This window comes from Gemmatimonas sp., from assembly GCF_044376735.1.
Lineage (GTDB): Bacteria > Gemmatimonadota > Gemmatimonadetes > Gemmatimonadales > Gemmatimonadaceae > Gemmatimonas.
Window position 1 is genome coordinate 49,937 of record NZ_JBILKJ010000004.1, and the last position, 20,229, is coordinate 70,165.

12 protein-coding genes are annotated in these 20,229 nt (G+C 68.1%); 9 read left to right on the plus strand and 3 right to left on the minus strand.

Annotation, left to right across the window (positions count from 1 at the left end; all coding sequences use genetic code 11):
* Positions 1-6: 6 nt before the first annotated feature.
* The 4 genes from ACIRA7_RS01325 (at position 7) to ACIRA7_RS01340 (ending at position 7,246) form a co-directional block, all read left to right on the plus strand.
* On the plus strand, positions 7-3,309 hold the full coding sequence (locus ACIRA7_RS01325; RefSeq protein ID WP_396218981.1) for an Eco57I restriction-modification methylase domain-containing protein: 3,303 nt from the start codon (positions 7-9) through the stop codon (positions 3,307-3,309).
* Complete coding sequence (locus tag ACIRA7_RS01330; protein ID WP_396218982.1) at positions 3,306-5,687, plus strand: helicase-related protein; 2,382 nt, start codon at positions 3,306-3,308, stop codon at positions 5,685-5,687. Before ACIRA7_RS01325 ends, ACIRA7_RS01330 begins: the two co-directional genes overlap by 4 nt.
* Positions 5,645-6,295: an HAD family hydrolase gene (locus ACIRA7_RS01335; RefSeq protein ID WP_396218983.1), complete on the plus strand. Its 651-nt coding sequence runs from the start codon at positions 5,645-5,647 to the stop codon at positions 6,293-6,295. The genes ACIRA7_RS01330 and ACIRA7_RS01335 overlap by 43 nt, the downstream gene beginning before the upstream one ends.
* A gap of 108 nt (positions 6,296-6,403) precedes the next feature.
* Complete coding sequence (locus tag ACIRA7_RS01340; protein WP_396218984.1) at positions 6,404-7,246, plus strand: DUF4097 family beta strand repeat-containing protein; 843 nt, start codon at positions 6,404-6,406, stop codon at positions 7,244-7,246.
* Positions 7,247-7,258: 12 nt separating this feature from the next.
* On the opposite strand, the gene ACIRA7_RS01345 is transcribed toward ACIRA7_RS01340, so the two are convergent.
* Entirely contained in the window at positions 7,259-7,543 is a 285-nt protein-coding gene (locus ACIRA7_RS01345; RefSeq protein ID WP_396218985.1) for a 4a-hydroxytetrahydrobiopterin dehydratase, read from the minus strand.
* 203 nt (positions 7,544-7,746) lie between these two features.
* On the opposite strand from ACIRA7_RS01345, the gene ACIRA7_RS01350 reads away from it, so the two are divergent.
* Positions 7,747-8,967 carry a hypothetical protein gene (locus ACIRA7_RS01350; RefSeq protein WP_396218986.1) on the plus strand — a complete coding sequence of 407 codons (1,221 nt, stop codon included), beginning with the start codon at positions 7,747-7,749 and terminating at the stop codon, positions 8,965-8,967.
* 79 nt (positions 8,968-9,046) lie between these two features.
* Positions 9,047-10,669 (plus strand): hypothetical protein, encoded by a 1,623-nt coding sequence (locus ACIRA7_RS01355; protein WP_396218987.1) that lies wholly within the window; start codon positions 9,047-9,049, stop codon positions 10,667-10,669.
* Between the two features lie 87 nt (positions 10,670-10,756).
* Here the strand turns inward: ACIRA7_RS01355 and ACIRA7_RS01360 are convergent, their stop codons facing one another.
* Entirely contained in the window at positions 10,757-12,376 is a 1,620-nt protein-coding gene (locus ACIRA7_RS01360; protein ID WP_396218988.1) for an alkaline phosphatase D family protein, read from the minus strand.
* A 7-nt stretch (positions 12,377-12,383) separates the two neighbouring features.
* Entirely contained in the window at positions 12,384-15,452 is a 3,069-nt protein-coding gene (locus ACIRA7_RS01365; protein WP_396218989.1) for a carboxypeptidase regulatory-like domain-containing protein, read from the minus strand.
* 294 nt (positions 15,453-15,746) lie between these two features.
* On the opposite strand from ACIRA7_RS01365, the gene ACIRA7_RS01370 reads away from it, so the two are divergent.
* The 3 genes from ACIRA7_RS01370 to ACIRA7_RS01380 form a co-directional block, all read left to right on the plus strand.
* The gene (locus ACIRA7_RS01370; protein WP_396218990.1) at positions 15,747-15,950 is read left to right on the plus strand and encodes a hypothetical protein; all 204 of its coding nucleotides are present in this window, start codon (positions 15,747-15,749) and stop codon (positions 15,948-15,950) included.
* A 220-nt stretch (positions 15,951-16,170) separates the two neighbouring features.
* A complete protein-coding gene (locus ACIRA7_RS01375) occupies positions 16,171-19,140 on the plus strand; it encodes a SusC/RagA family TonB-linked outer membrane protein (RefSeq protein ID WP_396218991.1) in 2,970 nt (989 codons plus the stop codon).
* Between the two features lie 2 nt (positions 19,141-19,142).
* Positions 19,143-20,229: RagB/SusD family nutrient uptake outer membrane protein (locus ACIRA7_RS01380; RefSeq protein WP_396218992.1), on the plus strand; the 1,087-nt coding region annotated here is incomplete at its 3' end.

A 20,229-nucleotide genomic window follows, 5' to 3' on the forward strand; every position in this document is an offset into this window, starting at 1 on the left:
GGCCGCGTGCTCACACTCCGCGCCGCCGCCCAACTGCTCACGCAGGCCGACTCCCGCCAGTCGCTGCGCCCGATTGCCCACGCCATGGGCTTCACCGCCACCCCGACTCCGCTCTCCGCCGACGGGCGCGATCGACTGCACCTCGATGCGCTGGCGAGCAGCGCCGATCTCATACGCGGCACGGGAACGTTGCGGCTGCTGTGCGCCGAACTGGCGCCTCCCACCGATCTCGCCGGTGCCACCGATCCGCGCGAACTCACCAAACGGCTCGCCGCCCTGATCCTGGCGCAGGCCCCGGCGCGTCAGTGGTGCCTGATCACACTCGACGCGCGCCGTCGCACGCTGTGCATTGCCACCGTGTGCCCACATAGCAACGGTCCTCGGGTGGCCGCGCTCCGCATCGATCGCAGCCGCGTCGTCGACTCCGATGCGGACACACTCCGGGCACTCGCCGCCGTGCCGGAACAGGATGCCCTGCTGCGTCATGCCCGCTTCACGGACATTCTGCGACGCGAAGCCTTATCGAATCGCTTCTACGGCGTGCTGGAGCGCGCCGTGACCACGCTCGCCAACGAGGTCACCGGACCAACGGCGCACGCCGCGCTCCCCGCCGAACGCCGCGAACTGGCCCTGCTGTGCACCAGCCGATGTCTGTTCCTCGCGTTTCTGGAAGCCAAAGGATGGCTCGATCATCGGGTCGACTTTCTGCTGCATCACACCACCGCGCAGCTCGAAGCGGGCGGTCAGCTGCATCGGCGACTCTTGCGTCCGCTCTTTTTCGGCACACTGAACACCCCACGACGCGATCGCGCGCCCGCCGCCCGTCGGTTCGGGGCCGTGCCGTTTCTGAACGGCGGACTGTTCTCCCCAACCCCGCTCGAGAAGCGCCATCGCACCCTGCACTTCAGCGACGACGCCATCGCGCATCTCGTGGGGGCGGTGCTCGACCGCCATCGCTTCACCGCGCACGAAGACTCCGCCAGCTGGTCGGAGGCGGCGGTCGATCCCGAAATGCTGGGGCGCGCCTTCGAATCGCTCATGGCCACCGATGAACGCCGACGCTCGGGCTCGTTCTACACGCCGCCCGCCCTGGTGGATCACGTCGTTCGCGATGCCCTCTTCACCGCCCTTCCCGATCTCCCCGCCGATGCGCTCGACGACACCACCGCGCCGCTCCTGCTCTCCCCCGCCACCACCGTCGCCCTGCACCGCCTGCGCATTCTCGACCCGGCCTGCGGCTCAGGCGCGTTTCTCGTGCACACACTCGAGCGACTCAGCACCCTCCTGCGACGTACGCCACGTGCAGCGGCCACGCCAGCGGCCACGCCAGGGGCCACCGACACGTACGGCATCCGCCGGCAGCTGCTCACGCACAGCATCTTCGGCGTGGACCGCAATCCGGTCGCCGTCTGGCTGTGCGAACTGCGGCTCTGGTTGTCGGTGGTCATCGACTGCACGGAAACCGACATCGCCCGCGTGCCGCCGCTGCCCAATCTGGATCATCACATCCGCGTGGGCGACTCGCTCGCCGGCGGCAATTTTCGCTTCGCTCCCCCCAGCGCCCGCACCCTGACCGCGCTGCGGGAGCGCTACACCCGCGCCACGGGCCCGCGCAAACAGTCCCTCGCCCTCGCCCTCCAGCGCGAAGAACGGCACCGCGCGATGGCCGCCCTCGCCACCCAGCGCGATGCGCTCCGCGCCGAACGCGCCGCACTCCTCAGCACACTCCGCGCACGCGACCTGTTCGGGCAACGTCGCCCTCCCAGCCGCGCCGATGTCGCCCGTCTCGACGCGCTTCGCGGGTACGGTCGCGAGCTGTCGACGGCGCGCGCCAAACTCGCCGACGGCGGCGCCCTGCCGTTCCGCTTCGTCACGTACTTCGCCGACGTGGCCGCCGCCGGCGGCTTCGATGTCGTCATCGGCAATCCACCCTGGGTGCGTCCGCACGCCCTCGCCCAACGCGATCGCGAGCAGTTGCGCCGCGAGTTCCGCAGCGTGCGCGCCGCCACCTGGCACGCCGGCGCCGCCCGCGCCGGTGCCGGCGTCGGCTTCGCATCACAGCCGGATCTGGCGGTGGCGTTCATCGAACGCAGCCTCGAACTGCTCGCCCCAGGCGGTACGCTCGCGCTGCTCGTCCCCGCCAAACTCTGGCGCACCCTCTCCGGCGGCGGCATCCGGCGCACCATCGCGCAGCTCGCCACGATTCGCACGCTCCGCGACTGGAGCGACGCTCCCGCCCTCTTCGACGCCGCAACGTATCCGTCGCTGCTGGTCGCCCGTACCCACCCACGCGCAGAGCCAGCGGCACACTCCCACGCACCCACCGCCCCCGATATCCGCGTCACGATCTCCACCACAGTCGGCGATCGCCACTTCCCGATCCCCCCCGCCCGACTCGCCCTCGACGGCGATGCCGCCGCACCCTGGATCCTCCTGCCGCCACCCGCGCACGCGGCCTTCGAGCGTTTACGCACCGCCGGCCCCGCCCTCGGCGACTCACGCATCGGGCGCCCACTGCTGGGCGTGAAGTGCGGATGCAATGCCGCATTTCTCGTGCACGCCCGCGAGCACGACGACGACTCGGCCACCGTCGTCGCGTCCGACACCCCCGCGCCCGGCACCCTGTCGCAGGCGCGATCGGCAACGATCGAGCGTCGGCTGCTGCGCCCCGCCCTGCGGGGTGAAGGCATCACCGCCCAAGGGCCAAGCGCGGGGGCGAGAGCCGGTGGTGATGACCTTCGCATTCTGTGGACGCATGACGCCGATGGACGCCCGCTGCGCACCTTGCCGCCTGCCACCACCCGATGGCTCGCCCACTGGCGCCCACGACTCGAGAGCCGACGCGATGCCCGCGCCCGCATGCCCTGGTGGACACTCTTTCGCACCGAGGCCGCCCGCGCCGACACGCCGCGCGTCGTGTGGGCCGACATCGGCAAACGCCTCCGCACCCGCGTCCTCGAGGCCGGCGACCCCACGGTGCCCCTGAATAGCTGCTACGTGCTCCGCACCGCCAGCATCGACGACGCCTACGCCCTCGACGCCCTGCTCAACTCCACCATTGCCGCCGCCTGGCTCGACGTGCTCGCCGAACCGGCCCGCGGCGGCTTCCGACGGTTCCTCGGGTGGACCGTCGCCGCCCTTCCGGTGCCGCATGACTGGCTCCGCGCGCGCACCCTCCTCGCCCCAATCGGACAACGCCTCGCCCGACACGAGACGGTGCCCACCCACGAGTACGAGCAGGCCGTCGCCGATGCCTATGGCGTGCCGCTCCGCCACCTCACCCCATTGCTCGAGTGGTACACACCATGACCTGGTCCCTCCACGATGCGCGACACGTGCAGGCCCGCCTCGCCAGCGCCCGCATCACCCCGCTGCCCGCCGCTGAACTCGGTGACATCACGCTGCTCCCCCACCAGCGCGATGCCGTGGCCCGCATCCGCACCGCCATCCGCGCCCATCGCGGTGCGCTCCTCGCCGACGACGTCGGGCTGGGCAAGACGTACACGGCGCTCGCCGTGGCGAGTACGTACCAGCGGGTGCACGTCATCGCCCCCGCCGCCCTGCAGCCCATGTGGCGCACCGCGATCATCCACGCCCAACTCCCGCACGTGCGCGTCCACTCCGTGCACGGCTTCTCCCGCGCCGACGAAGCACGGGCCACAGCCTTCGCCGTCGACGCACAGCGAGGCCGAGTGCGTGAACACGCGCCGGTTCGTACGCTCGTGATCATCGACGAAGCACACTACCTGCGCACACGGCGAACCGCGCGCTACACCGCCATCGCCCGCTTCGTGGCCGGCTGTGACACTCTGCTCCTCTCCGCCACGCCGCTTCACAACCGTTCGGCCGACCTGCGCCATCTCCTCGCGCTGTTCCTGGGATCCCGGGCCGATCTGCTGTCGGACACCATGCTCGCGCAGGTCGTCGTGCGGCGCACCAGTGCGTCAACGGCGGCAGCCGGCGCAAGCAAGCCGCCGGTGCACTCGCACGCCCCGCTGCCCATGCCGCACGACCGCGCCACGCTCACGCAGATTCTCGCACTCCCCGCCCCGCTGCCGGCCCACGATGGTGCCGTGGCCGGCGCGTTGATCCGACTAGGGCTGCTGCGCGCGTGGTGCAGCAGCGACGCCGCCCTCGATCACGCCGTGCGACAGCGTCGATTGCGTGGTGACGCGCTACTGCACGCCCTGCGTGCCGGACGTCACCCCACGCAGGCGGAACTACGCAGCTGGCTCGTGGGCGATCACGAGGTGCAACTCGCCTTCCCGGAACTCATGGCCCAGCACGAAGTGGAGAGCGCCCCCCTCATCGAACGCGTGGAGGCGCATCTCGAGGCGCTGGCCGGGCTCGGCGAACACCACGCGCGGACGGCGCGCGGAGACGGCGCCCGCGCCGATGCCCTGCGCGCGGTACTCGACGCGCACCCGGACACGCCCATCGTCGCCTTCTCGCAGTTCACGCACACCATCGGCGCGCTGCATCGCGCGTTGTCGGACATCGCCGGCGTGGGCCTGCTCTCCAGTAGGCACGCGCGCATTGCCAGCGGTCGGATCTCCCGCAGCGAGGCGCTCGCCCGCTTCGCGCCGCTGGCGCAGGAACGCCCGCCACCGCTGGCGCGCGACGCCATCCGCCTGCTGCTCGCCACCGACTTGCTCGCCGAAGGCGTGAACCTGCAGGATGCGGGTGTCGTGGTGCACCTCGATCTGCCGTGGACCGACGCGCTGCGCGAGCAACGCGTGGGACGCTGCGCTCGGCTCGGGTCACCACACCACGCGGTGCACGTGTACAGCTTCGCCCCACACGCCGATGGTGACCGTGCGCTCCGCCTGCAGCGCCGGCTGGCCACCAAGGCGGCGTTGTCGCGGCGCTTTGCCGGAGGCGACACAGTGCACCGTTCGCGGGAGCGGTCACGCGCCAGTGCGGCGGACGCGGCGTCGCGACTGCACGCGCGACTGCAGCGCTGGGCCACCACCGGCGCAGCAACGGTATCGCCGAGCACGGTGGTCGTTGGCGTCCTGCGGTCCGAGCGGGAGACGGCTTGGATCGCACTCGTCGATCATCAGGGACAGTCACGACTGTTGTGCTCGCACGCGCTGTGCACCACCGATCGTCGGCGCGTCGTGAGCGGGCGCGTACACTCCCTGCTGCGCGTCGCGATGATCGCCGATGGCGCACGCGCGGCCGGTGTGTCGTCGAGCGCCGAACTCGCGGTGTCGGTGGAGCGGGCGTTCCGGGATGTTCGCCGTTGGCACGCGCGGGCCCTGGCGCGCGACGACGCCGGCCCTACCGGCCAGGCCATAGCGCCGATCGCCCAACGCGCGGCCAGTCACCTCGCCCAACTCGTGCTGCGCTGCGGCCCCATGGAACGCGCGGCCCTGCGGGAGGTGATTGCCGATGCCCAATGGGTTGTGGGGAGGGCGCGCGGAACGGGCGCTGAGGAGGCGATGGCTCGGTGGTGTGCGCAGGCGGAGGCGGCGGCGAGGTGGGGGCCGAGGGTGTGGCTGACGGCGTGGCAGCAGGAGCCCGTGCTGGCCAGCGTCGCCCGAGACCGGTCCGTGGGGCCGGAGGTCGAGCCGAGTGCGGCGACGCGCATCGGTGCCCTACTGCTGATCGGGCCCGAGTACACGCCCGATTACTCTTCGGCATGTCACGACATGCACTCCTGTTCGACCTCGACGGCACCCTGATCGACTCCATCGGGTTGCTCCTCGAGTCCATGCGATTCGCCTTTGAGGGACGCGAGCGCGCGCCCACCACCGAAGAGTGGGTGGCCGGCATTGGCACGCCGCTGCGCACGCAGCTGGCCGAGTGGTGCGATGGAGCGGCCGAGGTGGAGTCGTTGGTGGAGCGCTATCGCGACTATCAGGGGATTCACCTGCCTCGGCTCACCACCGCCTATCCCGGCGTGCTCGACACCATCGCCTGGGCGCGGGCGGAGGGCCACGCCACCGCGCTGGTCACCAGCAAAGGGCGCGGCATGACGGCACGGTCGCTTGAACATGTCGGGCTCCAGGGCGCCTTCGATGCCATCGTGACCTTCGAGGAAACCGTGCGGCACAAGCCGCTCCCCGACCCCGTGCTGCTGGCCCTCGACCGTCTGGCGTTGCCGGCGTCGGGTGCCGTGTTCGTGGGGGATTCGCCGCACGACATGCACGCGGGGCGCGCCGCCGGGGTGCGAACCGCCGCCGCCCAATGGGGGCCGTTCAGCCGAGCACAACTGGCCATCGCGGCACCGGATTTCTGGATGCACAGCATGACCGAATTGCCGGCTGTCGTCGCGTCGCTCACCGACTGAGCGATCACACCATCGGCGCGGTGCCGCCATGGGCCACGCTGGTGGGTGTTGAAACATCCGCGGCCGGATTCCGTTCGGTGGGGGCACCCTAGCCGTCAGGAGTCTACCATGCTCTCACGCCGTTGCTGTATCCGCACCGCGCTTCGGTCCACGACCGCTGCGCTGCTGCTCACCGCGACAGTCGCCGCACCCGTTATGGCGCAGGACCGCGACCGCGACCGTGACGCGCAGCGCGACGATGCGTTCACGTGGTCGGGGACGATCCCGTCAGGGAGGCGCGTGATGATCAAGAACATCAACGGCGGGATCGAGGTGGAGCGCAGCACCAACGGCCGTGTGGAAGTGCGTGCCGAGAAGCGCTGGCGCCGCGGCAATCCGGCAGACGTGCGCATCGAGCAGAAGAAGATCGGCGACGACCTGCTCGTGTGCGCGCTGTTCAGCGAAGGCTCGCGGTGCGACGAGAGCGGCATTCACACCGACCGCCACACCAAGTGGAACGACCGCAACGATGTATCGGTGCGCTTCACGGTGCGCGTGCCCGATGGCGTGCGGGTGGATCTGTCCACCGTGAACGGTGGGGTCGAAGTGACGGGTGTGAACAACGAAGTGGATGCGCATACCGTGAACGGCAGCATCACGGCGCGTAGCGCCGGCGGACCGGTGCGCGCCAAAACCGTGAACGGCAGCATCACCGTGTCGATGGGCTCACTCGGCAGCGCCGCCGATCTCGACTACGAAGCCGTGAACGGCGCGATCACGATCGAGCTGCCCGCCACCTTCGGCGCGCAGCTCGAACTGTCCACCGTGAACGGTCGCGTGTCGACGGATTTTCCGATTACGATGTCCGGCACGCTCTCCCCGCGGCGCATTCGCGGTACGGTGGGCAATGGCTCCACCCGACTGCGCGCCAGCACCGTGAACGGCAGCGTGACGCTGCGGAAGATCAACTGAGCGAGGCGGCGCCTACGCCGCCGCTAGCTCCTCGATCGCGCGCGCGAGCTCGAAATCCTTCGGCGTGATCCCGCCCGCGTCGTGCGTGGTGAGCGAGAAGTGCACCTTGGTGTAGCGGATATCGATATCGGGGTGGTGCTCCATCGCTTCGGCGATGTCGGCCACCTGCGCAATGAAGGCCACGCCCGCGGGGAACGTCGCGAAGTGATAGCTCTTCACGAGCGTGTCGCCCTTGCGCGACCAGCCTGGCAGCGCGCCGAGGCCGCGCTGAATTTCGATGTCGGACAGAGCGGGCATGTTGCTCTAGACTAGGGTGCGTCGTGGCGGCACACAATGACTGCGGCGGGAATCTCCCGGTCACGGAGCAGACAGGCCGTACCGCCTTGCAATTTCGGTGTTTATTCGGTATCATTCAGGGTGCACCATGCTGCCGAGGGTAGCCTTCGAGCGACGGGGACCTCGCTCTTCCCGTCGTCTTTTGTTTTCGGTATTTATTCGGTATGACTGCCTTGCCTGCCATCGCCCCCGCCGAACCGGAAAGGACCCCGGCCCCGCCCGACCTCACCCTCCTGCGCGACCAGCTGCAGGCGGTGGTCGCCAGTGGGCGGCAGGCCAGTGGCCCGTGGAGCACGGGGCTGGCCCAGCTGGACCGGGCGCTGGGGGGCGGCATCCCGCGGGGGCGCGTCACGGAAATCAGCGGCCCATTGGCGGTCGGGAAAACGGCGCTGCTGCGGCGCCTCGTGACCCACGTGCTGCACACCGGCGCGTGGGTGGCGTGGATCGACGCCACGCGTACGCTCGCGCCAGCCCCGTTCACCGCGCTCGGTGCGCGCTTCGTGGTGATCCGTCCGCCCGATACCAAACGCAGTGCGTGGACCGCCGATCTGCTGCTGCGCAGTGGCGTGTTCGCGCTGGTGGTCATCGACGGCGCCCCGCCGTTGTCGCGGGTGCATGGCGTGCGGCTGGCGCAGCTGGCGCGTGAACGCGACGCGGCGTGCGTGGTGCTTGCCCATCATGACGGCGGGCGGGAGGTGCGTCCCAGTCGACTGGCCGGCACGGTGCGCCTGCGCATCGCCGCGATGCCGCCGTCCACGCCGAGTATGCCGCCATCCATGCGCGTGCTGTCAACGCGACGACGACCCACCCGATCACGTGAAGCGGTAGCCGAGCAACCACCCACCGTCGCCGATGCGTCGCGACGGTTTGTGGTGACCGTGGAGAAAGGGGGGAATAGTCAGGGTCGCAGTCCGTCCATCGAGGTGAGCAGTGCAGTCGTCATGGCGCGTCGCGTGTGTGCGCATTCCGAGATTCCCGATCGGCGCGGGGTGGCGCGAAGCGCGCGTCGTCCCTGGTCCGCCCGCAGCAACAGCAGCGACGCCGAACAGTCCGGCCAGCCCACCGAACACCCCGTCACCTGGGGCGGACTCGGCGTCTCCGCGAGCGACCTGTACGGAGTTGACCTTCCCGGACACCCAGCTCGCCTTGCCGCTGGGTTTGCCGATGGCGCCAGCACCCTCGGCAGCGACCGCCCGTTCCCGCCGCGGGAACACAGCGACCGCGAAAGCGACCAGCGTACCCGCGACTGGACGCGCTATCGTGGCCGCCGCCGGGCCGCCGACCCCAGCTACAGCCGCCGCCCAAAACGCCACGAGCCCACAGCCCACAGCCCACGGCCCACGGCCGAGCGCCGAGAGCCCCAAGCCCACAGCCCACTGGGATAACGCCCCCCGCGCCCTCCTCATCGACACCAAACTCCGCGCCGTCTCCCTCGCCGCCGGCCGCGCCGGGGTACGCGCCGGTATGCTCCTCCCCGAAGCCCGCGCCTGCTGCGCCGATCTCGACGTGCGCCCGTGGGACGATCACGCCATCCGCGACGCCGTCTTGGCCGCGAGCACGGCACTGCTGGCCGCCAGTCCGCAGGTCACCCCGGTCGCCGGTGCCCCCGGCATGTGGTGGGTCGGTGCCAACGGCTTCGATGCCGTCGGTGGCGAAGCGCAGCTCGCGCGCACCCTGCTCGCCATCGCGCAGCAGTGGCACCCCGATGCCCGCGTGGCCATCGCCGATTCCTGCGTCGCCGCCCGCGCGGCCACCTGGGCGCCGCGCGCGCACCGTCGGACCGTGCGTGAAGCCGACCCCCTCGTCCTCCCCGACGGCATCACGATCATCCCCGCCGGACAGTGCGCCCAGTATCTCGCGCCGGCGCCGTTGGGACTGGTCCCGATGGACGAGGATCTCCGCGACGCGTTGCAGTCGCTCGGCCTGCGCACGGTGGGCGCGCTGGCGTCCCTCGACGCCGGCGATATCGAGAAACGCTGGGGCCCCGGCGGCCTCACCGCGTGGCGGCTCGCCCACGGCCACGATCCCCGTCGACCGGGACTCGTGCGCGTGGACGCCGTGCGCAGTGCGACTGTGGAGTTGCCCGCGGCGGTGGAGAGCACCGAGCCCGTGCTGTTCGTGTTGCGCGCGCAGCTGCAGCGTCTGCTGCGCGAGTGTGTGGAAGACGGACGCGCGGCGGCATCGGTGGCGATCACGCTCGTGCTCGACGCCGGCCGCCAGTATCCCATCGACGACATCGGCAGCGAGATGCGCGGGCATGTCCACGTGCCGGAAACGTCCGACGACACGACAACGAAGGAAGCAGGGAGGAGGGAATCAGGACGGAGGAAGGAGTTCCCCCCTGCCTCCTCCTCCCTGACACCCTCCTTCCTGCCTCCTACGCCGTTGGCCGTTGCGGAACATTCGGCCGCATCCCTCCTCAGCATCCCCCAACGCTCCATCACGCGCGAAGTACGCCCCGCGCGTCCGCTCGCGCGGCTCGAGCCGCTGTTCGATCAATGCCGCAGCCTGCTCGAACGGTGGAACATCCCCGCGCCGATCATCGGCGTCACCGTCAGCATTCCCGCCACCGCGCCACTCGCCGCCGATCAAGGCGACCTGCTGATCCCGTCGTGGCGCGACGCGGCCATGAATGCCGAAGCCGTGTTCGCCCGCCTGCGTGCGGTGCTCGATCCCGACAACACCGGCACTGTGGTCGTGCACCCCGAAGCGGGCGACAGTCATCGCCCCGAAGACACCGGTTGCTGGATCAGCGCCGACGCCATGGCCCTCGGTGCCGCGCCGATTCCCGCACCGCTCACACCCACCTCACCCACACCCACCACCGCCGATGCCGTGCTCCGGTTGCTCGACACGCCGGAAACGGTAGACGTGGAAGCCCCGCACGGCATCCCCGACGCCGTGTGGTGGCGCGGCCAACGCCGATCGATCATCACCGCCGACGGCCCCGAACGGTTGAGCGGCGACTGGTGGCGTGCCGATACGTACGCCCGCGACTACTGGCGGTGCAATACTGATGATGACGGCGAACTGCTGCTGTACCACGAAGCCGGTTCGCATTGGTTCCTGCAGGGGTGGTACGACTGACGGCGAACAGCCAACGGCCTAGGAGGCCGTTGGCAGTTGGCCGTTCACGTCGACCACGAACTCCGCCCTCGACCGCTTCAATACCCACTACGCGCGATGCACCCCCGGTCGCCCGGCCTCTACTGTGAACGCCGCCGCCGTCGCGATCGGCGCATCGGCACGATCCACGTACGGCACCACCCGATACTCGGTGGTAAACGACGTCGGCGTGACCCGGCACCGGGCATACCCGCGCTGCCCGTTGAAGAAGTGCAGATGCGCATTATCCGCCAGCATGCCGTCTCCGACCGGCGTGCTCGCCGCGCCGTTGCCCCCGGAACTGATCGACGTCCCCACGAACTCGGTACCAATCGGCCGCGACGACAGATCGTCGAGTCGCTCCGGCACATCGGCAACCCAGCTCACGTGCACGTCGCCGGTGATGATGATCGGATTCGCCACACGGTGGTCGCGCAAATGCGCATGCACCCGCTGCCGCTGCACCGCATAGCCGTCCCACTTGTCCATGCTCAAGGCCGGCGTCCCCGTACCGTTCCACTCGCGGGCGTCCGGCGCCACCCGACGCGTGGCCGGTACGAACGGCACCTGATTCGCCATCACATTCCACGTGCTGGTCCCCGCCGTGAGACCGTCCAGCAACCACCGTTCCTGCGCTGCACCAAGCAACGTGGCACCCGGGTCCATTGCCCCGTCGCAGCGCAGCACGAACCCATCGTTGCACGGCTGCGGTGTTCTGTGCTGACGCGTATCGAGCACATCCAACTGCACCAGCGACCCGAACGACAGCCGGCGATACAGCTGCAGCGACGGCCCGACGGGCATGGCCGCACGGCGCAATGGCATGTGTTCGTAGAACGCCTGATACGCCGCCGCTCGACGAATAAGGAACGCGTCGCGCGGCGCCCCATGCTCCTCATGATCACCGGCGTAATTGTTGTCCACCTCGTGATCATCCCACGTCACCACCCACGGGGCGGCCGCGTGGGCCGCCTGCAGATCCGGGTCACTCTTGTACAGCGCATAACGGTTCCGGTAGTCCTCGAGCGTGGTGATCTCGGGGCCGTTGTGCTGGCGCGGCTGCTTGGCCCCGACGCCCCCTTCGTAGATGTAGTCGCCAAGGTGCACGACCAGATCCACCGCTTCCTGCGCCAGATGCCGATGCGCCGAGTAGTACCCGGCCTGGTAGTTCTGACAGGACGTAAACGCGAACGACATGTCCGCCGCGACGGCACCACGCCGCGGCGCCGTACGGGTCCGGCCGATGGGACTCGTCTCGCCACCGGCGATGAAGCGATACCAGTAGTGGCGCGCAGGCTCGAGGCCATCCACTTCGACATGGACGGCGTGCCCCATCGCCGAGCGCGCGACCACATCCCCGCGTTGCACGACGCGACGGAAGCCGTCGTCCGTCGCGATTTCCCAACGCACCGTGACCGGTGCGTCGGACATGCCCCCGCCCAACAATGGATTGGGCGCGAGCCGCGTCCAGAGCACCACCCCCGTATCGATCGGATCACCCGAGGCGACACCCAAGGTGAACGGATACGCGCCACGCACACCACCACGTGGCAGTGGGCGCGACGCCCACGCCGCCACCGGGCTGGCGCCAAAGGCCAGCAAGCCGGCGAAGCCGCCACCCAACGCGAGCAGTTCACGGCGCGTCACGCGTCCATCGCGCAGCCGCTGTTCGAACGACGAGGATGTCATGATGGCCTCAGAATCCGTAGCGGGCGCCGAGCTGGATCTGGTACGGCGTTCCCCCCTTGCGGATGGCACCGGCCGATTCGTTGATCGCGTAATCGAAGCGCTGCGTCGTGCGGTTGAAGCCGCTGACGGTCATCAGATTGATGTCGCCGATGGTGTAACTGCCGCCCCAATCACGGTTAAGCAGACTGGCCACGTTGAACACGTCCACCATGAACTCGATGCTCTGACCGCGCCACGTATTCACCGTCTTGGACACCCGCATGTCGATCCGTCCTTCCCACGGCGACCGGCATGCCGTTCGGTCGGCGATCCGGCCGAGCTGCGAGCGGATGCACGCAGCCGCCAGGTTGGAGGGATTGCTCAGCACCTTGCGCATCGACGTCGCCACGGCGGCCGGTGTCGATGGGCTGTCCGGGTCGAACACAAAGGCCAGATCATTCACCAGCACCCCATCCCCGTTGATATCGGCATTCACCAGCAACGAGTACGGAGACCCGGACGACCCGACGTACCGCCCACTCACCTGGAAGCCCCACAGCGAGGGCAGCGTCCCATAGACGATGGCTTTCTGCCCGACATTCCATAGCGAGGTTCCCCACGCTGAGTCGATATCGCGCGGGTCGCCCTTCACCGGCATGTTGGCCGAGGTGCCGCTGAGGCAACAGTTCCACGCGTTGTTATCCCGCGCGTCGCTGATCGAGAAGGAGGCGTTGATGGAGCTCCGGCGCGGCAGACGTAGGCCGGCCTCGAACACGATCCCCTTCTGTTCCGCGCGCCCCAGCGACGTGAGTTCGAACACCTCCGCGACCGCCTGCGTGATGCGGTTGCTGACGGCGTTGACGACGCCCGTCGTCGGGATACTCGCGGCCGGCACATACACCGGGCGTCCCCCTTCGATCGTGAAGTACGGCTGCGCCACCAGATTCCGGTTGAAGATCTGATAGTTATTGGCGGTGCGACTCCACACCGCGTTCAGCCCGAGCGTGAGGCGGTCCAGCACCGTGCGGCTGTAAGCCACATTGGCCTTCCACGTGAAGGGCAGCTGATAGTCCTGCCCGATCATCTCGATCTGTGCGGGCGCGGCGGTGATTCCGGCCGGCACGCCGGGAATCGTCGTCGGGTCGGCGCGGTACGACGCGTAGTCGGGCCGTGGGATCGTCGCGCCCGTCACGTTGATGTCGGCGAGCTGCGTTCCGTTGAAGAGGATGCTGTTGTAGAACGGGGCATGATGCGAGTTGGCCGTGAACGCGCCGCCACCGATCCGTACGACCTCGCGGCCATCGCCCCGCACGTCCCACGTGATCTGCGCGCGCGGCAGCACGTTGTTCCAGTCCACCGGCATCGGCGTGTCCGTGCGAATCCCGAGGGTGCTGTCGGCCACACGATTGTACCCGGCGTCCTTCATGGCGAACGATACGTCATAGCGCACGCCCAGATTCGCCGTGAGGCGCGGATGCGGGCGAAACTCCACCTGCCCGAAGAGCGAGGCATCGAGCATCGTCTGATCGACCGACGGAAACTCGGTGAGCAGCGGGACCTGCCGGACGAACCGGTTTGGCCGCAGCGTCTCCAATTCGGCGAGACTATTGAATTCGAACCGCCCCAGCTGCTCCTGCGCCACGAATTCGTCGGTGTACACCGTGAGCAGGTTGTCGGTACCCACGGTGACCGTGGCCTTCCCCAGTTCGAGGATGGACCGGTTGATCAGCTGGAGCTGACGCTCGGGAAGGTTGGCGGGCATGTTCCGATTGCCGCCGAACTGCAGCTGTCGGTTGGTAGCAGTGCCGTCGCTGAGCGTCGAACGCACGCGCACGAGACCCACGGGCAGGTAGCCGGCGTTCGGGGTCCGCGCGACCGCGATGTCGGTGTACTGCAGCGTGGCTTCGTTGAGGAGACGCGACGAGAGCGTCGAGCGCAGGGCGAGCGCCGCCGTATTGGTGCGCTGCGTCTCGCGCCCCTTCGCCTCGTAGATGCCGGGGCCGGGGCCCGTGAGATCACCGCCGTCGAACGCGATGTAGTTATTCCGGAACGTCAGGCGATGCTTCGACGACATCTGCCAGTCGAGACGGGTGAAGAGCAGGTCGTTGGTCACCGGGAGCGTGAAGCTGCCGACCTGCTGCGCCGCCGTGTTCGTGCCGTACACCCGACCAATGATGTCGAGGAACCGCGTGAGCGAATCCTTGGCAATCAGCGAAGCCTTCTCGTCCGCCAGGCTGCGCAGATCGAAGAGCACCGACGGCGAGGTCTGCTCGCGGCGTTCGCCCGCCACGAAGAAGTGCAGCCGGTCACGCACCAGCGGGCCACCCGCGCTGCCGCCATACTGATACAGCGAAAACTCATCGGCGGGCCGGTCGATGTAGTTGGCCGTCGTCAACGCCTCATTCCGGTGAAAGGTGAAGGCCGAACCTTCAAAGCTATTCGTACCGAATTTCGTGGCCGCGGTAATCGCGCCGCCGCCTTGCCGCCCCTGCACGACGTCATAGTCGTTCGTCGCGACTTCAAATTCGCGGATAGCTTCGATTGTCATGACGGCACCGCCGCCGGCGTCGGCAACGCCCGTACGGTTCTGACGTACGGAAGCACCGTCCACCTGAAAGGACGTCGATGTCCCCTTGGCCCCGCCGAGATTGGTGCCAGACGCCAAGGGGGTGATGGCGGTGAGATTCGTGAAATCCCGATTAGCCACCGGCAGCGTTTTGACGTCGTTGGCCGAGACCAGCGTGCTCGCTCCCACCCGCTTGATCCGCGCGTTGGAGGCATCTGCCGCCACCACGAGCGGTGCCAGCTCGGTCGCGGTGACCGTCAGCCGAAACGACAAAGACACCCGGTCGTTCAACGCGAGTTCGATACCGGTCCGCTGCTCGGCGCGGTGGCCAATCGCACGCACCGTCACCAGATACGGACCTCCCAGCGGGAGCTGACGCATGGTGAAGCGGCCCGCCGCGTCCGCGCGTGCCTGCGCTTCAAATCCCGTGGCACTGTTGCGCGCCATGACGGCGGCGTTGGCAATGGGGCGACCAGCCTCGTTCGTGACAATGCCATCGATGGTGGCTGCCGCCGATTGGCCGCGGAGCATCCGAGGCGAAAGCCCCGTCGACAGCAGCGTCGTAGCGACCGCAACCCAAACCACGGGCGTACGGTGGAGAAGCGAACGGAGAACCATCAGCGAGCACCGGCGCGGACGCGTGTCGGGAGCCATGAGCGGGGGTCGGGTGAAGTCGTACGGCCGCTGACGCGCGCAAAACTGGATGGCGCGGGCGACCCGAAGGCGCCATGCGGTGGCCGAAAGACTCGTGACACCAGCAGGCACGAGGTGGATAGCGCGCGCTCCCGAGCATTCCTTCACGACGCGGTCACATCCGCGTCACGGATGGGGCACGCCACGATCGTGCGGCCGAACGGCCGACGCCTGTCGCTCGCCACCGCCTACGGCCCCGAACGGTTGAGCGGCGACTGGTGGCGTGCTGATACGTACGCCCGTGATTACTGGCGGTGCGTGGCGGAGGGTGAAGGCGAACTGCTGCCGTACCACGAAGCCGGTACGCAGTGGTTCCTGCAGGGGTGGTACGACTGACGGGGAACCGCCAAACGCCTAGGAAGCAGGGAGGAGAGTGTCAGGAAGGAGGAGGCAGCAACGGCGCGCAGTGCACCTGCTTCCTCCTTCCCGACACCCTCCTTCCTGCACACTAAGCCGTTGGCCGTTAGCCGTTGGCCGTTCATACTCCCCGTCGCTAGCGACACCCTCAGCAACGCCGTAGCTTCGCTCACCGCCCCTCACACTGGAGAACGTCCTGATGACCGGAGTATTCGCGCGCGGAGGCCTGCTCGCCGCAGCCCTCGCGCTCTTATCCGCCCCGCTCGCCGCGCAAACGCGCACGATCAGCGGCAAAGTGCTCGAAGAAGGATCGCGAGCACCCATCACCGCAGCACAACTGCAGGTCACCGGCACTGCTATCGGTGCGCTGTCGCGTGACGACGGCTCGTTCACCCTCGTGAACGTGCCCGCCCGCGAGGTGGTCCTCATGGTGCGTCGCCTCGGCTACCCCATGACCCGCATCACCGTGGGTGCGTCGCAGAGCAGCGTCGAGATCATGCTCAAGAAGGACGTGCTCAATCTCGATCAGGTCGTGGTGACGGGTCAGGCCACCGGCATCTCGCGCCGCAACCTCGCCAATGATGTGGCCACCGTGAGCGGGGCCGACGTGAACAAGGTGTCGGCGCAGTCCATCGAGAATGCGTTCCAGGGCAAGATCGCCGGTGCGCAGATCTCGCAGTCCACCGGCGCCCCCGGTGGCGGCAATCGCATCCGCATCCGCGGCATCTCCTCCATTCTCGGATCCGCCCAGCCGCTGTACGTCATCGACGGTGTCATCGTCTCCGACGTATCGATCGGCTCCGGCACGAATAAGGTCACGCGCGCCGCGGGCACCGGCATCTCCGTGGGCAACCAGGAGAATCCGGTCAACCGCATCGCCGACCTCAATCCGAACGACATCGAGAACGTCGACATCCTGAAGGGATCGGCCGCCGCGGCCATCTATGGCTCGAAGGCATCGGGCGGTGTCATCATCATCACCACCAAGCGTGGACGCGCCGGCAAGCCGAAGTTCTCGCTGCGTCTGGGCGGTGGCACGTCGGAACTCGCCTACCGCAACGGCTCACGCAAGTTCAACTCGGTGGCCGATGCCGTGACCGTGTTCGGCGCCGGCATTGCACCGTTCTACGACGCCAACCGCGTACTCGACTACGAGTCGCTGGCCTACGGCAACACGCCGATGAACTCCGACGTGTCGCTCAACGTGAGCGGCGGCAGCGACGACACCAAGTACTTCATGTCGATCAGCCGGCGCAATGAAGAAGGCATCGTCGAGAACACCTTTGCCCGCAAGACCAGCGCCCGCATCAACCTCGACCAGCGCATCTCGAAGCGTCTCAATCTGCAGGTCGGCAACGAGATCCTGAACAATGCGAACGATCGCGGCCTGTTCGGCAACGACAACGCCGGCAACTCGATCGCCTATACGCTGACGAAGATCCCGAGCTTCCTCGACCTGCGCCGCCGCCCCGACGGCACGTGGCCGGTGAACCAGTTCTACCCGTCCAACCCGCTGCAGACGATCGACCAGTTCAAGAACGGCGAGAACGTGTGGCGCAACATCACCACGTCGCGCCTCACCGCCGACCTGCTCGCGAGCGACAAGAACACGCTGCAGTTCATCGCCTACGGCGGCGTCGACCTGCTGAATCAGTCGAACCTGATCTACTCACCACCCACGCTGCAGTTCGAGCCAGTGGATGGGCTGCCGGGAACGTCGGCCAACTCGAAGACCACGAACATTCAGCGCAACCTGAACCTGAATCTCGTGCACGGATGGACGCCGCAGTCGTCGCTCAAGATCACGTCGCAGCTCGGCACGCAGTTCGAAGAGCGTGACCTGAATCAGACGCGCGCCTCGGCGCAGAATCTGCTGGGCGGTCTCGAAGTCGTAACGTCGGGTACGGTGCGCGACGTCGACGAGTCGCGCCTGGCCGTGGAAGACTTCGGTGTCTTCGCGCAGACGGAAATGTTGTGGCGCGACAAGCTGCTGTTCACGGCCGGTGCCCGCGCCGACCGCAGCAGCAACAACGGCGACGTGAAGAAGTTCTTCCTCTTCCCGAAGGCCGCCACGTCGTACCGCTTCACCGATCTCGCCCCCGGCCTGGTGGACGAAGCGAAGATCCGCCTCGCGTACGGCGAAACGGGCAACCAGCCGCTCTACGGCCAGAAGTTCACGAATCTCGATCTGTCGAGCGTCGGTGGACTCGGCGCCTTCCGCGTCGGCAGTGTGCGCGCATCGTCCGACCTGCGCCCCGAGCGCCAGCGTGAAATCGAAGCGGGTCTCGACCTGAATGTATTCCGCAATCGCGGCACGTTCGCGGTCACGGGCTTCCGTCGCAACATCTCCGATCTGCTCATCACGCGCACGCTGGCACCCACCTCGGGCTTCAACAGCGAGACGTCGAACGGCGCCGCGATGCAGGTGACCGGTGCCGAAGTCTCGATCAACGCATTCCCGATCCAGACGCCCACGTGGGGCTGGAATGCGCGCCTCAACTGGGGCACCAACCGCTCCAAGGTCACGAGCCTTCCCGTTGCGCCGTTCCTCCTCGGCACGTTGCAGACGGGCGCCGTGCGCATCGAGCAAGGCAAGTCGGCCACGCAGCTGTTCGGCAACGACACGCTGCCGCAGGCTGGTGGACGCGTGGTGGTGCCCGTGCTGATGGGCGACGGCAACCCGCTGTGGAGTGCGGGCCTCAGTAACGAAGTGCGCTTCAAGAGCCTGTCGCTGTACGCGCTGCTCGACCAGCAGAAGGGCGGCATGCTCGCCAACGGCACGTGGCGTCACTACGACCTCGGCCAGAACTCGCGCGACTACGACGAGCTCGACGCCTTGGGCCGAAAGCTCGGCGAAGTGCGGCGCACCAGCTACCTGCAGGTCACGCGCATCTTCTATCAGGATGCATCGTACGTGAAGCTGCGCGAAGTCACCCTCACGTGGGACATCCCGCAAAAGTGGGTCGCCAAGACGTGGGCCGGCGCCAGCGGCGCCAAGCTCTCGTTGAGCGGACGCAACCTGTACTGGTGGACCAAGTTCCGCGGTGGCGATCCGGAAGCGCAGAACTTCGGCGCGGGCGGCGTGCCCGACGCCATTCAGCGTAACCGCGAACTCGCGGCGTATCCCGCCAGCCGTAGCTACTGGCTCAACTTCAGCCTGGACTTCTGACCATGACCACATTCCGTCATCGCCAGGCGCGCACGCTGTTGTTCGCAGCCGCCTGTGCCAGCATCGTCGCCTGTCAGTCGGCTGACATCGCGAATTTCAACAGCCCCAACACGTCGCAGCTGGAAGGCTCACCCAACGCCGCAACGGTAAACACGACCGTGGCCGGCGTCCTGGCTGGCGCGCGCTCCGGCGCCGGCACGTGGGCCAGCACCCTCGGCATCTTCGGCCGCGAGATCATGAATCTCGACGGCGCCGAGCCGCGCAATGTGCTCGCCCTCCTCATCGGGCCGCTGGAGCCGGGTGGCTTCGGCACCGACGCCGGTTGGTCCAACTCGTACCGCAATCTGCGTACGGCCTACACGATTCTCGATGTCGTGGACGCCGTACCCGATTACACCGCAGCGCAGAAGAGCGGTGTGAAGGGCTTCGTGAAGACATTCATGGCGCTCGAGTACCTGAACCAGCTGCGCGTGCGTGACACCTTCGGCCTCGTGTTCGAGGTGCCGAAGGATCCCACCGTGCAGGGCGCGTTCATCACCCGCGACGAAGCGTACACGAAGACCGCCGCGCTGTTCGACGAGGCACGCACTGATCTCGCCGCCGCCGGCACGGCGTTCCCGTTCACGCTGACCACCGGATTCACCGGCTTCAACACACCGGCGAACTTCCTGCGCGTCAACCGTGGCCTCAAGGCCCGCCTCGAGGTGTACCGCGGTCGTTGGGCCGAAGCCCTCACGGCGCTGAACGAATCGTTCATCAGCACCACGGCCGGCACCACCGCTGGCTTCGCCACCGGCGTGTACCATGTGTACAGCACGGCGTCGGGTGACGCGGTGAATCCGCTGTTCGACCCGGCTCCTCGGGCCATCGTGGCGGTACCGGAGTTCCTCACCGAAGCGCGCCTGCGCACCGATGGTTCGCGCGACCTGCGGGCCACCGCCAAGGCCGTGGTCGGCACGGTCAATCTGGCCACGCAGGGCATCAGCTCGAACGTGCGGCCGATCGTGTATCCCACCAACGTCACGCCGGTCCCGATCATCCGGAACGAGGAGCTGATTCTCCTGCGTGCCGAAGCCAACATCGGACTCG